This is a genomic window from Alcanivorax sp. UBA3183, assembly GCF_002364155.1.
GTDB classification, from domain to species: Bacteria; Pseudomonadota; Gammaproteobacteria; order Pseudomonadales; family Alcanivoracaceae; genus Alcanivorax; species Alcanivorax jadensis.
This window is the reverse complement of record NZ_DEXN01000034.1, coordinates 92,834-108,666: the sequence shown is the minus strand read 5'-3', so window position 1 is coordinate 108,666 and position 15,833 is coordinate 92,834. Positions and strand designations below refer to the sequence as shown.

General features: G+C 61.0%; 8 protein-coding genes and 1 pseudogene. 3 read left to right on the top strand and 6 right to left on the bottom strand.

Annotated features, from left to right (window positions below; all coding sequences use genetic code 11):
* Positions 1-34: 34 nt before the first annotated feature.
* The 4 genes from B3Q33_RS11490 to B3Q33_RS11475 all read right to left on the bottom strand — a co-directional run bounded on the left by B3Q33_RS11490 (position 35) and on the right by B3Q33_RS11475 (position 7,956).
* On the bottom strand, positions 35-2,782 hold the full coding sequence (locus tag B3Q33_RS11490) for a peroxidase family protein (protein ID WP_273009806.1): 2,748 nt from the start codon (positions 2,780-2,782) through the stop codon (positions 35-37).
* Between the two features lie 189 nt (positions 2,783-2,971).
* Complete coding sequence (locus tag B3Q33_RS11485; RefSeq protein ID WP_286827539.1) at positions 2,972-5,602, bottom strand: LuxR C-terminal-related transcriptional regulator; 2,631 nt, start codon at positions 5,600-5,602, stop codon at positions 2,972-2,974.
* 326 nt (positions 5,603-5,928) lie between these two features.
* On the bottom strand, positions 5,929-6,888 hold the full coding sequence (gene folE2 / locus B3Q33_RS11480; protein WP_232221982.1) for a GTP cyclohydrolase FolE2: 960 nt from the start codon (positions 6,886-6,888) through the stop codon (positions 5,929-5,931).
* Positions 6,889-7,062: 174 nt separating this feature from the next.
* On the bottom strand, positions 7,063-7,956 hold the full coding sequence (locus B3Q33_RS11475; RefSeq protein ID WP_272961572.1) for a TPR end-of-group domain-containing protein: 894 nt from the start codon (positions 7,954-7,956) through the stop codon (positions 7,063-7,065).
* A gap of 636 nt (positions 7,957-8,592) precedes the next feature.
* On the opposite strand from B3Q33_RS11475, the pseudogene B3Q33_RS11470 reads away from it, so the two are divergent.
* Both B3Q33_RS11470 and B3Q33_RS11465 read left to right on the top strand, forming a co-directional pair.
* Positions 8,593-8,817: pseudogene (locus B3Q33_RS11470) on the top strand (MmcQ/YjbR family DNA-binding protein); the annotation flags it as partial.
* 2 nt (positions 8,818-8,819) lie between these two features.
* Positions 8,820-9,122, top strand: a complete 303-nt coding sequence (locus B3Q33_RS11465) for a hypothetical protein (protein ID WP_035249380.1) — start codon at positions 8,820-8,822, stop codon at positions 9,120-9,122.
* Positions 9,123-9,294: 172 nt separating this feature from the next.
* On the opposite strand, the gene B3Q33_RS11460 is transcribed toward B3Q33_RS11465, so the two are convergent.
* Positions 9,295-10,722: a phospholipase D family protein gene (locus tag B3Q33_RS11460; RefSeq protein WP_035249383.1), complete on the bottom strand. Its 1,428-nt coding sequence runs from the start codon at positions 10,720-10,722 to the stop codon at positions 9,295-9,297.
* Positions 10,723-10,949: 227 nt separating this feature from the next.
* Here B3Q33_RS11460 and B3Q33_RS11455 point away from each other — a divergent pair, with 227 nt between their 5' ends.
* On the top strand, positions 10,950-13,574 hold the full coding sequence (locus B3Q33_RS11455; RefSeq protein WP_272962696.1) for a DUF6351 family protein: 2,625 nt from the start codon (positions 10,950-10,952) through the stop codon (positions 13,572-13,574).
* Between the two features lie 118 nt (positions 13,575-13,692).
* Here B3Q33_RS11455 and B3Q33_RS11450 read toward each other — a convergent pair whose 3' ends face one another.
* Positions 13,693-15,501 (bottom strand): beta-ketoacyl synthase, encoded by a 1,809-nt coding sequence (locus B3Q33_RS11450; RefSeq protein ID WP_272962697.1) that lies wholly within the window; start codon positions 15,499-15,501, stop codon positions 13,693-13,695.
* Positions 15,502-15,833 lie beyond the last annotated feature (332 nt).

The window sequence follows — 15,833 nt, the reverse complement described above, 5'->3', positions numbered from 1 at the left end:
GGGCCGGTGGTGGCGGTGTTAGCGCCGCTCTCCCTTAACGGTCTTCGTAACGCTGGTGCTTGAAGAAGATACCGGTGTCACCGAATTGGGACAGGGTGAACTCGGACTGGGTGACCAGTTCGCCGATTTTTACGGCGCTGTTGCGACGCTCTCGGGCATAGCGTGCGGTGACCCAGGGCCAGATGGATTTACGGATCTGCATGTCGGTGCCGTAGACGTCGTACACCTTGGTGCCCGCCGGGATGGCCGTGAGGTCGTCACGGAAATCATGGGGGGCGGTGCTGATGGTGTTTCTCAGATCCGGATTGGGCACGAAGTAGACCTGCGTCGGTGTTTTGACGCTGCCTGCCGCGCTGCCGTCCTGGTTCACTTTGGCCATGTCGCTCATCACCAGCAGCGTGGGCTTGGTGGATACCAGCGAGAACAGCGTGGTGGTTCCCAGGGTTTCATTCACTTCCGCCTGCACGTAGTTAGACAGTTCGTTGGCGAAGATATTGTGGTTGTTGCCCTGGCCGCTGAGGGTATAAAGCGCCGAGACGTTTTCCGAGCGCTTGCCGTCCACCAGCAGTTTCAGTGCCAGGCCGGGAGCGAAGCCTCGGTCGGACGGGTCGCCGGTAACGGACAGGCGTAGCAGGCCGTGGTCCGCGCCCTGGAACAGGCCGCTGTAGTCATGGCCCGCTACCGACTGGAACTGCACCTTGGCCAAAGCACCGCGCGGGTGAATCGGCTTGCTATAGCCTGGGGGCGCCACATCGGTGACATCCTGCACTTTCTTCCACAGTACCGAGTTGATCAGGCCGCCGATGTCGATGGGTTCGATGGCGGGCACTTCGCTTTCTTCGTAGCTGGTGCGCAGGGCGCCGTTGACCCACAGGTGGTCCTGTTTCGCCTGGGCCGACCAGTCCTGATAGTCGTCGGGCATGTTCAGGCCCCAGGGTTTGAAGGCGTTGTCCATGCCTACCAGGCTGGTGGCCAGCGCCGGGAAGTGACGACGAATCACGTCCACCATGGTGTGATCTTCCACCCAGTCGATGCCTCCGGCGGTGTAGACCTCGTCGGTGTAGTCGGTGGTGAAGAAGCGGTCGGTCATCAGACGGCGGGAGGCATTGAGGATGAAGATCTGGAAGGAAGTCTCGCCGAAGCCGAAGCCTTCCGGACGGGTTTCTTCTGCCAGCTGCCCGACCAGGGTGTCGATCATTTCGATGTCGTTGTTGTAGAGAGACTTCAGATCCGCTAACAGCTGGGGATCGCTGGTGAGGTCCTCGAAACTGGTGATTGGCTTGAGGCCGATCTGGCGGCGGAATTCGTTGTAGCGCGGCACGCCACGTTCCCGGTCACGCAGTACGTCGATGGCGGCCATGTCGATGTCGCCGATCAGCGGCATGGACAGGTTACGCAGGAAATCCGGGTAGTTGTTCAGGGTCAGCGACCCCGGATGGGTGATACCGAAGGAATACCACAGGCGGTCCTGACCCACGTCGCCGAGCAGGTCTTCCGCGTCGCCGTTACGGGTGTCCTCAATAGGAATTTCCTGATCGACGATGTTGGAACCGATGTCGTACACCTTGATCTCGTCGCGCAGCAGCGGGTGCATGCGGTACACGGAGACAAATTCTTCGGTCAGGGTGTAAGGCACGCCGTAGTTGTTCGGGGTACGCGAGCCGACCAGGCCGGCCAGGGCATGCTCGATGGAACTGGTGGGGCTGTCGCCCAGGCCGGTGTCGATACCGACCAGATCAAACAGGCTGCCCAGTTGACCCAGGTTGTTGTTGAGCACATCCAGGTCTTCCTGGAATTTGTCGCGGGTGTCGCGATCGCCGCCCAGGCCCCACCAGTTGGCGTACATGGCCCGCTCGAGCACCGGGTTGGCCAGAATCGCCGGGGTCCATTCCACGGTGTGGATCTTGGCCATCAGCGCGGAGTTGATCAGGCGCGCCTTGTCGAACAGCCACTGATCAGACTTGCCCGGATTGTTGGCCTTGAGCATGTCGGCGATGGCGTTGTGCTCCAGGGTGAACAGATGATGCATCATGCTCAGCCCCACCCACCAGTTTTCATTGAAGCCGGTGATGGGTTTGCCGCTGAGAAATTCCGTGGGCAGGCGGCCGTTGCCGTCCACTTTCAGCTTGCCGTCCACGAACGAGCGCACTTCGTCGTTGGTGTCCTTGTCGCTACCGTAGAGCTGCGAGCCATCCCACCAGTGGGTGTTGATGTTCTCGTAGGTGACGATGGATTCATCGCCGCTGACATCCGGGTCCGGGCGGGTACGCTGCACGGACATGGTGCCATCGCCCAGCACATCGCCCGGCGGCAGCGGGAATTCAATCGGGTTGGCCTCGGTGCGCGGACCATGGTCGAACCAGTCGTGCACCATGAACTGAATCCAGGAGGTGGCGATAAAATTCAGGGTGGTGGCAGGCTTGAAATCACCGCCACGGGACATGATCAGGTTACTGACTTCCCGGGGGTTGGGGGTCAGCAGGTTGCCACTGGCGTTTTCCGCATACACCGACGCCGGGTCTACGTTACGGCCGAAGTTGGCGTGGGCGGAGCCTTCCGCCGGATTGTCGAGAATATTACAGGTGCCGTCTTCGGTACGGGCGGTGAGACTGCGTTCGTCGCAGACAATGCTGGCGTTCTTTTCGTCCCAGCTTTCCATGTCGAACATGTTGTTTTCGAGCAGGTCTTCCCGCTGCCCGGCCAGTACCAGCAACGCACCCATAACGCCCAGGGTGCCGAATTTGGTGAGGGCCGGCCAGGTAACCCAGGGGGTCATAGCCATGATAAGCCTCCGTCTTTTGTTCTCGGGTATGTCGGATGACAACGCCCGGACTCTAGCAACGGGGTCGACCCCTCCACCCCCTCCTGCGGGAGGGGGTAAGCGGAAATCGCGAACCGGGTCATGGTTTGCAACGATAGGATTAAGGAGCCTCTGTAGGAGCGGCGCTCCTACAGGTGGGGTTTAGGAAGGCTATCTCGATGCGGCGCGCAGGACGGCTTCGGTGCGGCTGGAGACGCCGAGTTTGCTGTAGATGTTTTTCAGGTGCCACTTGGTGGTGGTGATGGAGGTGCCGGTCTTTTCGCTGATGCCCGCATTGCTCAGGCCACCCTGCAGCAGCTCGAAGATCTCCAGTTCTTTCGGCGTGAGTACCGAATCCGGGTCCACTGCCAGGGGATCGTTGGCGGGTGCCGCATCGAACACAGTGGGGAACAGCTGGGTATAGAAATCCGGCAACATCAGGGCACCGCTGCCCCATAGCCCCTGCATCAGGCTGGCCAGCCCCGGCGCTTCGTCAAACACGGAGCGGTTGATGTTGAGCAAACCGTAACGGGTGATCAGTTCATCCACCCGCTTGGCCTGCTCGCTGGCAGAAAGCCCCTTGCCGGTGATCACCAACAGGTTGGCCTCGATGATGGAGGCCCGAGTCATGATGCCAGCCGCCTTCACTACCGCCAGCAGCCGCTGCAACACGGCTTCCGCTTCGGCAAGACGGCCATTAGCGATCAGCCAGTAGGCCGCGGCAAGCCCTTTGCGTTCCCAGCTCTGGCTGTAGGTGGCCGGGGTACGCGTGGCGTTGTCAGCCACCCAGCCGGCCAGGTCGAAGCGTTCCGCTACCGCATCCAGTCGGGCCCAGTGACCGGTCGTGAACGCCTGGCGCATCATTTCCAGCACCGCCATGTTGACGAAGCGTTGGTAATTTCCCAGCTGCAAGATGCCGAGCAGTTTTTCCAGCATGCGCTCCGAGGGTTTCTGCTTGCCCTGCAAGTGTTGCAACCGCGACAGCGTCAGGTAGACGGTGGAAATCACTTCCGTTGCCGAGGCAGATGACACCATGGGCAACAGGTCTTCGCACAGTTGCTGGGCTTCTTCCAGCCGGTTCTGGTCGTACAACACCACCACCATCCCCGTTGCCCACAGGGACCAGGTGGGGCACTCCCTGGATGTGCCATGGAAATGCTCGTTGATAAAGGCCACCGCTTCACCGATATGGCCAAGCTGGTGATTGGCCAGGGCGGTAATCAACCCGGCGTAACCGGCGGTGAAATGATGCCCCAGCCGCAGCAGCACGTCCCGGGCCTGACAGGAAAACGCCAGTGCGGATTCCAGACGGCCATGCTGCAAATGGTAATAAGCCACCACGGCCAGGGAGAAGGCGCGGATATCCCGGTGCCCGCTACTTTCCATCAGCAGCGACAGATTGGCGCCTTCCATGAAGTCGGTGTCGTGTTGAAACAGTTGCAGGTGCATTTCCAGAAAATCGATCACCCGGGCATGGTTTCCCCAGGCAGCTTCGCCAGTGCGTGTCGCCTCCTTCAAGGCATCCAGGTAATAGCGGGCGCGAAAGAAACGGCGTGACAGGGTCAGGGTGCTGATCAGGGGCGCGGACAGCTCGTCGCGACTGAGAATCACGCTATCGGGCAGAGTTTCCGCCCAGTCGAGAATATGGGCGGTGTAGCCTTCGCGCAGCCAGTAATCGAACGCCTGCTCCAGGCAGTGAATGAACAGGCTGTCGTCCCCGGCCCGCTTGGCATGCCACACCGCCTGACGAAAATTCTGCTGACGCACGAAATAGCGGGTGGCCCGGCGATGAATCGGCGCGATGCAGTCGGGCATGTCGATGGCCACCCGGGCACGCAGGAAATCCTTGAGCAATGCATGGTAACGATACCAGCCGGGCTTGCCGGGTACCGGGATCAGAAACAGCTCCCGGGAGGTGAGCTCTTCGATCAGGCGGGCGGCGCGATCGCTTTGCAGCACCTGGTCGCACAGCTCGGCATTGAAACTGTCCAGTAGCGAGCTCTGCATGAACAGGGTGCGGGCGGTATCGGGCAGGCCCTTCAAGACCGCATGGCCGAAGTACTCCATCAACTCCGGCTGGCTGGCATCAAAGTCCTGCAGGGTCTGCATCCCTGAGCGCATGGCCGCCAGCAGGGCAATCTTGACCCCGGCCATCCAGCCTTCGGTGATGGTGAGCAGGTGGGCCAGCTCGTCCTCGTCCAGGGCCGTGCCACCCAGGCCTTCATTGAGCGCGGTAACTTCCTCGCGACGGATCTTCAGGTCGGCAGCGCCGATCTCCACCACCGCATCGTCCAGCCGCAGGCGACTGACATCAAAGGACGGCTGGGTACGACTGGCAATAATCAGATGGACGTCTGCCGGTGGCTGATCCAGCAGGGTGCTGATGACGCTGAGGGTTTCCGGGCTGCGGATATGCTGAAAGTCATCAAAGACAATAAACAGGGGCTCGCGGACCTGCTCCAGCGCATCAAAAAGGGCATCGGCAATGGAAGATGGTGGCAACTCAGCCACGTCAAAAGGCATGAACCAGGAGGTATCAAAGGCCGGCACCACTGCCCGGGTGCGTTCGGCAAAACGGCGCAGGAAGCGCACCGGATCATCATCCGCCGGGCGCAGGTTCAGGGACACAACCGCACGGGACTCGCCCCCGCTCTGCCACTGGCTGAGCAGCGTGGATTTGCCCGCCCCGGCCGGGGCCAGCAACAGGGTCAGCGGAACCCGGACACAATGATCCAGCAATGCCACCAGTTCCTTCCGGTAGAACCGACCCGCAGCGGGCCGGGACGCATCAGTCGCACTCATTTCTGGTCTGCCTAGCGTGTTTTTATTGTTGTCGGCCTGGATGGGACGCCAGTACCGATATGCAAACTAGCGGATATCGGTACGACCGGCCCGGCATTTGATCACAACTTGAGCAACCGGGTAGCACCGTGGCCGCAAATCACAAAGGGAGGGGGCGCAACGAAGGGGACGGGGAAAAGTCGAAATGGTGGAGCCATCAATACGCTAACGGTGCCAGCCCTTCGCGATGCAAGCATCGCTTCCCACAAGGACCTGAAGGCCCCGGCAGCCACAAAAAAGCCCCCTTCCCGTTAAGGAAGGAGGCTTTAAAGAATTCCCTGATTGGATCAGGGAATCGGCAGGTAGCCACCGTCCACTTCTTTGGTGACGATCGCCACCGCGTTGTGGGCATGCAGGCTTTCCAGGTGGTTCACACGCAGCCAGAAGTCCTTGTAGCACCCCTGCGGGTTCAAGGCCTGCTTGAGACGGCGCGCCGCATCCTCGCAGAACATCAGGTTCTGACCGTTAAGCAGGGCAAATTCCTGCTCGTCCACCCGTTTCACGGCGGTCTGCACCGGCGTTTTCAGGGAACCCTCGATGGAATCGATCAAGGCGGTGATCGGGAAGGCATCCCCTTCGGTGTGGTCCAGCAACACCCGCACCTGGGCCACGGAGCGCTGGCTGTGTGGGGTCGCCAGGATGCCCTCTTCGGTACCAAGCCATTCGAACACCGCATCCGCATCCACTTTGCCTTCGGCAAAATCGCGGCGGAACTGTTCCTGAATCAGCTGGCGGGACAGCGCTGCAGAACAGGGGCAGGTAGAGGAATATGGCACTTCCACGTACATCTCGATACGCATGCCTTCTTCACACAGGGTGCCCTTGATGCTCACCGGATAGCTCTTCCAGCCGGAGTAGCTGCTTTTCAGGGCCGGGCGACGCATGGAGTATTCAAAGTCCAGCTGCACAAAGCCACGCGTACTGAGGCCTTCATGGGTCTGCAGGAAATTACGCAGCAGCTGCTCGATGGACGCGGCACTGACCGAATGGTCGCCGAAGGTCTCTTCCAGCATCAGGAACAGCCGGGACATATGAATGCCCTTGGCGTCCGGATTGGCCAGGTTCACATAGGCCTGAATGGACGTGCTCACCGGGCGCTCGCCGGCCAGGGTGTCACTGACCCGGGCTGGCAGATGAATTTCGCTCATGCCGACCCAATCCAGGGTGCTATGGATGTGATCCACCATGGAATTGGACGCAACGTCCGGCATCTGTTTGGTGCCACCGGCACCCGTTTCACGTGTCATGGGATTCTCCATAGGGGCGTGCAAGGGGCCATGATAGGACCCTCCGGGTGAACAAAACGGTAACCCGGCCGTCATCGCCCTGACTGACAAGGGGGGCAAGTCTAGCAGAAAGTATCCCGCAAATTGACCATTTGCGGGCGCGGCTTTGTCTATGGGATTGACAGAAGCGGGCTATCAATCAGCCAGGCCGCTATCGTCAGTAACTCCAACCAGTTCCTGGAAGCGGGCCAACTCGTGCAGCGGCCGGAACATTTCTTCGCTACGGGCGTGGCGACGCAGGGTTTCCGAGGTCTGGATGGCAGCCTCCAGGTCGGTGAGGGCATTATCGATTTCGCCCAGCCCGGCCCAGGCGCAGGCGCGCTGGTATAGGGCATGGGAGTTCTCTTCATCCACTTCCAGTACCCGGTCGCACAGGCTCAGGGCCCAGCGCTGCTCGCCCAGCTCCAGGGCCGCATCCGCCTTCCAGGCCAGGGCTTCCGGGTCGTCCGGGCGCAGCTCCAGAATCCGGTCATAGAGCTCGATCTTGGCCTGGGCACTGGGCTCCTTGGTGGCCTTGAGCCAGAGGCTGTGGATCTCGTTGGTACGCTCGATCTCTTCCTGGTTTTCGGCGATGGTCAGGGACTTCTTGCGCAGCTCCCGTTCCAGGTCCGCCAGGCGCGCCTCGTACTCACTGGTCAGGCGGGCCATTTCCTTTTCCGCGTAGACTCGCACGTTGTCTTTCAAGTCACGGATGGTGGACCAGCCCACCAGGGCCAGAATGGAGGCGGCGCCGGCAATCAGATAGAAGAAGTAGGTCACCGTATTGGTGGCGTAGCCCATGGCCTTGTCCGCCACTTCCAGCTCCCGGTCGGTGACCAGCAGGTTCATCTGGTTACGGTACTCCATCATGTCCTGACGGAGGTTACGCAGCTCGCCAAGGATCCAGTTTTCCCGAAACTGGGAAATCACCGGCCCCTTTTCGATTTCGCTTTCAGCTTCCTGGCGGGGAGCCTCATCGGGTTCCGCCATTACCGTGGGCGCCAGGCCCATAAACAACACCCCCAGCAAAGCCAGGCGCGCAAGTCGCATTGTCTGCAAGACTCTATCCTCAATCTGTCGACTTACGTTCAAAAACGGCCCACGAAGCGGTCGCTTCAGGCCCAGGGTATGGTCGCATTAAGCCCTGCCATGCGCCACCACTGTGGCCACATTGGCCAGGACAGCTCAACCCCGGGAACGGTTTTGCCCAGCGCGCAATATTGATTCAACTAAGGGAGGGGTTTCGGCCCATGACAGGGCTTGAGGCAAACCCCGCGCAGGCCAGAGAAGACGTAGAGTGGCGCGGTTTTGGCGGGTTCCCGCCGGCAGTTACTTTGACTTCTAAATGTTTTATCTCTAAAATAGCTTATCACTTTTAGCAAGGAATTACTTGGCGTTGCCCTGAACGGTGCGAGGTCAAGGAGCCTCTGAATAACTCCTTGCATACTCAGTCTTTCAGGCTGGTTTGCAATCTAGGCGCGCTTTTGAAGGTGTATGTCCATCCATCGAAAAAGCGCAACAACGAGTGCGGGCCAGCCTGGAAGACCCGGAGGGCGAGGCCAGAAGGGCACATCTGCTGCGCTTTGTCGCTAGGAAAGGGAACCACCCTGTCCGTCGCGACAAAACACAACAGCTGCACCCTTCTGGCCTCGCTGAGTACGCAAGGGGCTTTTCAACAGCCTGCCAGCACTGCGGGATATCTTCGAAGCTGTGATTCCCGGCTACCACATGAACAAGAAACACTGGAATACCGTCAAGCTGGACGGCTCCATCCCGGTGGGGGAAATCCAGCGCATGATTGACCATTCCTATGCGCTGGTAGTGGGTGGTTTGCCGAAAAAAGTCCGCGAAGGCATGGCGGTCCGGCACGGCCGTGAGGCAGTCTACGCAGAACAGCAACAGGAGCGTTAACGGTGGCAGTGATTATTGGTGGTCTGATTGTTATCTGGCTTGGCCTTGGCATGGGCGGTGCCGCTCTGCGCTGGTTGGGCATTGAGCTGCATTACCCGGCTCGATTGGCGGCGCCCATGTTGCTGGCGGTGCTGGAAACCGTGTTGTTCCTGGTGTTTGTTCCCGGTACCGAGCTGCTGCCGGAAACTTGGGGCTGGCCCATGGCCGGCGGCCTGGTCGCCGCCGCCTGGTTGATCAACGGCGCGGTCAGTGGTCTGGATTGGTATCGCAACCGGTTGGTGAAAGAACCCCCGGTGACGGAATAACCCCCGGGGCTTCATGGGCCCGTAGGAGCGTGCTTGCACGCGAATTGCTTGCGGCAAGTCACGGGTTCGCGTGCAAGCACGCTCCTACAGGGGCCTTTGCGCTTACAAAGGACGCGTGTTGTTTTTACTCAGTGGCCTCTGTGCCCTCTGTGGTAAAAAAATCGCCTTTATCCTAAAAACTGCTCCACCCGGTAAATTCCATTACCCGATACACCCAGTACTTCCAGGTCGCTTCATCCGCGTAGACCCCGTAATCGGTACTGTGTTTCTCCCCGTCACGATTGTCCCAGCGTCTGGCAAAGGCGGATCGGGCATCGACCATAAGGGCGTGATCCGTTTTTGCCAGCACTCGCACGCTGCTTTCCAGGTTCAGGTTGTCCAGATTGCGGCGGGTGAAGTTAGCGGAGCCGATAATCACTTCCGAGCGTTCTGCTCCCCGTCGCAGCAGCATCTTGGTATGGCATTGCTCACCCTGGGTATTACACCAGCGCACCTCAATGCCCGCGGTCCGCAGCTCCGCCCCCACCTGGCGATTGGGGATGCCGTTTTTCTGGCGGCCGAAGGCATCCTTGTTGGGGTCCAGCAGCACGCGCACGGTTACGCCCCGCTCATGGGCCGCCAACAGCGCCTTCACCAGGGGGCGGTGGGACAGGTAGAACACAGAGATATCCAGTGCCTCTCCGCTGCGGCTGCGCTCAACGGCGGCCAGCAGGGCATCGCGGATGGCGCCTTCGGTGAGTACCTGAAGCTGGGCCGGGGCCGTGTCGGCAGGGGTCCCGGTCGAGAGTGTCGGCAGATCGGGCAGGCTGACGCCCGCCATTCGCGCCACGGCCAACTCGCTCTCCAGCATGTCCGCCACGGCCGGGCCCTGGAACGTGAGGCCCAGATTGCTGTGGGCGCTGCTGGCATCGTGGGGATTGGCCGTGGTGACCAGCGCGGTCCACCGGTCGCCTTCATCCACCACCAGGGTCTTGCGGTGGTTGGCCTTGAAGTTGAGCAGGGTAAGGTAACTGCGCAGGGTGACCTTGCCCGGCCCCATAGGGTTGGGCAGCCAGCCACCCTCGTTGCTGTTGCCCAGCCACTGACAGCAGATCCGCCAGATCCCTGACCAGCTCGGGTTGGAGTCGCGCAGGCGTGTCAGCGGGGTGGTGATCACCACCACCCCGGCGTCTTCCAGGCGCTCCAGGTGCTCGCTGTGCAGGCCACCGTAGAGGGTGTTGATCGGGTCACTGATCAGAATCACCGGCAAGTCAGGCTGCTGCTGTTTCTTGTCCAGCAGTGCTTGGGTCAACTGCGCTGACAAGGGGCGGTAGCTGGCATCGTCGGTGCCCTGAAAGGCATTGAACAGAAACATGTCCACCACCACCAGTTGCCGGGCCTGGCCGATCAGGCGCAGGGTCTCGTCGAAAATGCGCTGGCGCATCGCGCGCTTGCCATCGGCGGTTTCCCAGGTGTCATCCACCAGCAGGGTCAGGCCCTGGGCAGGCAGTAACGGCGACTCATGGGCCAGGCCGTCCGGCAGCGGTTTGTATCGATGCCAGAGGGCGGTGCAGGCGATCAGCGCCAGTAGCATGAGCAGGGCAAGTTTCAGTCGGATCATGGGCAGTCCATCCAGTGATTGCGGCTACCTTAACAGGGTGGGTCGTGAGCCTGAACCAAGTTGAATAATGGGTGGTACATACGTGCAACATTCTGCAAAGAATGTCGCCTCCCGGTAACTATCCTGCTACCGCACATCAACAGTAAGTCGGCACGCTGTCCATGAGAATGGGTTAACACTGATGTTAACAACAATAAGCCGGCCAGCGCGCCGGCCTGGAGTGTCCCATGAAAGCCCTTTCTCTTTTGCTGGCTACCGGCCTGGTAGCCCTGCTGGCCGCCTGTGGTGGTGGCGGTTCTTCATCGTCGCCGGCTGCCAGTAATCCGGTCCCGAACACTCCCGATCCGGATATTCCCGATGCCCCGCGGGCCGGGGAAGGGAACATCAGCGTGCTGTCCAACCGTGCGGACCTGATCAGTGGTGGTGATGCGCTGGTGGAAATTACCGCTGACGATAGCGCCTTGTTGAATGGTGCAATAGTGATGCTGGGGGATCGGGAGGTGACCCAGCAACTGACTGCCACCAGCGATGGGGGCCTCAAAGGGCTGTTGCAGGGTATGGGCCTGGGTGCCAATACCCTGACCGTGGTGTTGGCGGATGAGTCGGTGCTGGAGCAACAGATCATCAACCATCCCAACGGCGGCCCGGTGTTTTCCGGCCCCCAGTTGCAGCCCTGGCAGTGCACCAATGCTCAGGCTGTAGATGCCCAGTGCAATCAGCCAGCGGAGTACAGCTTCCAATATGTGCCGGCCAACAAACTGGAAAGCCTGCTGACCGGTTTCGACCCGGAAAACCCCGGATTGCCGGAAGCCTTCCAGCCTTATGATCCGGCGAATCCGCCTGCGGATGACAGCATTGCCCGGATAACCACTGATGAAGGGGTAGAACTGCCCTTTATCGTGCGCATGGAGGAAGGGGTTCAGAATCGTGACCGTTACCTGATCATGGCCCTCTATCAGCCGGATCAGCCCTGGACCGCCCTGGCACCGCAACCGCAATGGAACGGCAAGCTGCTGATTCATCATGGCGGTAACGTGGGAGTCAGTTATGGCATGGGTGAAGTGCCCCGCGGCGATATCGCCGGCACCGCGCCGGCGGGCGCCGAGCTGTTACTGGGTGACAGCATTACCACCGCTCTGGCGCGAGGTTTCATGACCCTGTCTACCGCCCAGGCCAACCTGGGCCATAACGCCAACCTGGTAACGGCGGCGGAATCGCTGATGATGGGCAAGGAGCGCATCATCGAACAGTACGGGGAAATCCGTTACACCATCGGCACCGGTTGCTCCGGTGGCTCCATCACTCAGCACCACGTGGCCAATGCCTATCCGGGCATTTATCAGGGGTTGATCGTGCAATGTTCCTACCCGGATGTCTGGACCACCGCCACCCAGTTCGCGGACTACAACCTGCTCAGCAACTACTTCGGCAACCAGCTGCCCACGGACCCTCAGGGTTTTCAGGAGGTGGTCACCTCGCTACTGACTTCCGGGGTGATTCCGGCCGCGCAGTGGTCCGCCTTCTATGGCCACTTGCCATTGAACCCGGTGTTCTCCGACCTGGCCTTCTTCCCGGCTGCCTACCCGAACCAGGAAGATTGCCCCGGTCTGCAGGAAGGGGTGGAAGTCTATGACGCCGAGTCGCAGCCGGACGGACTGCGTTGTGGATTGCTGGATTACATGATCAATCAGTTCGGCCCCCGTGACCCGTCGGTATGGTCCAGCAACGAGCAGTTGCTCGGTCGCGGTTTTGGCGGTATTCCGCTGGATAATGTGGGTGTCCAGTATGGTTTGAAAGCATTGCAAAACGGGGTAATCAGCGGCGAGCAGTTTCTCAAGTTAAATCGCGAAATCGGTGGGTTGAGCGTGGATATCGACTACCAGGCCGAGCGCACCGTGGCCGACCCGCAAGCCCTGCGTAATGCCTATCGCACCGGCGCCATCAACACCGCCGAGCATCTGGCCAAGGTGCCGATCATTGATCTGCGTGGGCCGGACCCGGGCATTGCCCACGATGCCTACCATTCCTGGCAGATGCGTGCGCGACTGGAGCAGAGCCAGGGCCATGCTGACAACCATGTGATCTGGTATGGACCGGCGCCGCTGTTTGGCGATACGGTTTTCACCACGGAAGCCCTGTTGGTCATGGACCTTTGGTTATCGGGCATCGAGCAGGACGACACTGCCACGCCGGTGGCCGAGAAAGTGGTGGCCAACAAGCCGGTCTATGCCCGTGACCGTTGTCTGTCGGTGTCGTCCCTGTTCGGCCCGGAGGGGCCCATCGTACCGTTGACCGGCAACCTGCTGTACCCGGAGCCGATCCTGCCGGGGCTGGATCTGTCCTTGTTGCCGCCGGCGCCGGCGGAAGCCGGGGTGGTGGTGGATGCGCTGACCGGCCAGGTATGTGGCCTGGATATCAGCGAGCTACCGGTAGTGGCCGAGCTGCCGGTGCTGGGGGACTTGCTGGGTACGCTGGGTGATTTGCTGGCGCCGCTTACCGATCCGATTCTGAACCTGCAACAGACCGTGGTGCAGACCCGTTTCGGCACCCCACGCACCGTGGCCGGTGACAGCATCGAAACCCTGACCAACAAGTGCCAGCTGAAACCGGTGGACCCGGCCGATTATCCTCTGGCCCTGGACCCGGACGCTTTTGCGGCTCAGGTAGCGGAAATTTTCCCGCAGGGCGTCTGCGATTACAGCAAGCCTGGCGAGGGGGTAATGCCCACGCAGACCTGGCTGCAGTACGGTGATTCACAGCAGGTGATTTACGGTGGTGAGCCGTTAGCCAGCGATGGGCAGAGCGCTCCCCGGGGCTGGGCGTCGCCGGCCTTCCAGGTGGAGATTCGCTGAACCCGGAAACCCGGATGTTAGAGTCCTGCTTGCAAGGCGAAGGGTGGGGACGACCTTCGCTTTGCGAGCAAAGCTCCAACGGCATTCTTGAGTGCCAGTAGTGGCTTGCAAGGGATCTCTAGCGATCCAGTTGGTAAGCCGTCAGCTCGCTGTCGTCATCAAAGCCCATGACGGTGCCGCCATTGAGCTGCACGGCTTTCCCGCTCAAGGTAACCGCTTCATCCCCCAGCACCCCGTCGTTAAACCGATATACCGGTTTGGGCGCCTCGTTCAGGCAGTGGTCGCGGAAACGGGCCTTGGCCTGCAGCACACTGTCCCGGGCGGTTTGCCAATGAGTGATGGCCTTCTCTCCATGGCGCTGCTGCAACATGGCTTCGGTGACTGTGGCTGACAGGGCCACGGCGGTGGCATTGTTGCCGCCAAAGCCTTTCGAATTGATCAGGCTGGCCTGCAAATCATCACGCTGCACATGCTCCATGGCGAAATCCAGATGCTGGCGGTGCACATCGCCGGCGATATGGTCGATGGTGCGGATGCCCGGCAAGACGCCCTGGGCAAAGCTGCCCAGGGCCGCCGCCAGCTGATCGCCCCCGGCGCTGCCCAGCGAGTGTCCCACATAGGCCTTGATAGCAGTGACCGGCCAATGGCGGATGCCGAAGGCGTCTGCCACCCGGTCCAGAATTACCGATTCGGTGACCCGGTTCTGGGGCGTGCCGGTGCCGTGGGCATGGACAAAGCTGTGCTCGCGCAGGCCCTTTTCGCCGATCAGCTGGCGGGTCAGGGCGGCGGCCTTGCCCACGGTCAGGTAGTTGCCGACCCCGGGAGCAGAAATGGATTTCTTGGCGCCGTCGGCGTGGATAAACACGTCCGGTACCGCACCAAGAATGTCGGCACCCAGCTCCAGTGCCAGGGCATCATCCATCAGCACGGTAAACTGGGCAGACTCGGCCATAGTGAAGCCGCAGTTGTCGGAAAACGGTCGGCAGGCACGACGCACATCGGCCTGAGTCGCCCCATCCAGTGCCGCCAGATCCTGGTCTTCCGCCAGCGCGCCCATGGCCCGGTAACCTTCCATGATTTCTGGCATCAGCGGTGCCTCGCTGGTGCCGACGATGGCCACCCGGACCTTGCCACTGCGAATGGCCTGCACCCCTTTTTCCAGGTTGTAGAGGAAGGTGGCGCAGGCGCCGAGCATGCCGCCGGTAGTCCCCACCGAGTGCAGCACATAGGCGTTGAGGAAATCCGCGGTCATTTCGCCCAGCCCCAACGGTACCTGTTTTGAGGTGATGCGCTGGCCGTTGGGGGGGAAGCGCATGACGCCGCCCAGGCCGTTGTCGTCCATCTGTGACATGGCGTTGCTGGCGTAAACCGCCACCTGGTCCGGGCGTACCTTGCCGGCCACGGTGGCCCAGTCGATACCCAGATCCCCCAGCGCATCGCTGATGCCGAAGATCGCCATCTGCAGGGCGCGGGGGTGATTGCGCGAGGCATACAGAGCGCCGGGGTCGAAGCCGTCCGGCAGTTGCCCGGCGGCGCTGACGCGGCGTGGGGCGTCATGGGGCACACGCAGGTCCAGCCCCGCAGGCAGGGTCACCCGGCTGCGGCGCTTGTCGATAGGAGAGACCTGCCAGCCAGCGGGTAGCGGGTCAGGCAGGTCCATGTTGCGCATTTCCAGGGTAACGGGAATGTCGCTGGTGCCGCTGATGGCGGCGTGGAGACGGTGGGCGTCGGGCAGGGCACGGATCAGCGTGGCCGCCAGCTGATCGTCCGGGGCGCGGCCGGTCAATTGGCCCAGCGAACGCAGAGTGTCCTGGCGGGTGATATCCGGCAGGGCATCAAAAATCAATCGCTGAAAGCCGAAATGCAAGGCGCTACGGCCGGCTGCATTGATGCCGCCCATGGCGGTAATAACGGGTAATGCTGACATAGTGCTCCCGGGCCTGTGCCCAACCGAAAACGGTGACTAGCCGGTCAGGGTACAGGTGAAATCCGGTTTTGCGTATACGACGGAGGGCGAATCCGGTCAGGAAAGTGCAACAGAGTTTGAAAGTGAAAGCGGATGTTTCGGAAATGAATTGTTGGAGGGGTGGCTTTGTCATTTCTACGAAGCCGCTGTAGGAGCGGCGCTCGAGCCGCGAACCGCGCTTGCGCGGGAATCGCCCGCAGGGGGATCAGGCATTCCAGGGCCTGACAGGTCTTTCTAAATGATCACTCCCTATCGCCTCGCTCCGCCTGATTCGCACCTCAAGAGGTGCTCCT

What these genes read in the sequence shown, in the direction of transcription:
- B3Q33_RS11490 (WP_273009806.1), bottom strand. Translation starts at nt 2,782, where the DNA reads ATGGCTATGACCCCCTGGGTTACCTGGCCGGCCCTCACCAAATTCGGC.
- folE2 (WP_232221982.1), bottom strand. Translation starts at nt 6,888, where the DNA reads ATGACACGTGAAACGGGTGCCGGTGGCACCAAACAGATGCCGGACGTT.
- B3Q33_RS11460 (WP_035249383.1), bottom strand. Translation starts at nt 10,722, where the DNA reads ATGATCCGACTGAAACTTGCCCTGCTCATGCTACTGGCGCTGATCGCC.
- B3Q33_RS11455 (WP_272962696.1), top strand. Translation starts at nt 10,950, where the DNA reads ATGAAAGCCCTTTCTCTTTTGCTGGCTACCGGCCTGGTAGCCCTGCTG.
- B3Q33_RS11450 (WP_272962697.1), bottom strand. Translation starts at nt 15,501, where the DNA reads ATGTCAGCATTACCCGTTATTACCGCCATGGGCGGCATCAATGCAGCC.
- B3Q33_RS11485 (WP_286827539.1), bottom strand. Translation starts at nt 5,602, where the DNA reads ATGAGTGCGACTGATGCGTCCCGGCCCGCTGCGGGTCGGTTCTACCGG.
- B3Q33_RS11475 (WP_272961572.1), bottom strand. Translation starts at nt 7,956, where the DNA reads ATGCGACTTGCGCGCCTGGCTTTGCTGGGGGTGTTGTTTATGGGCCTG.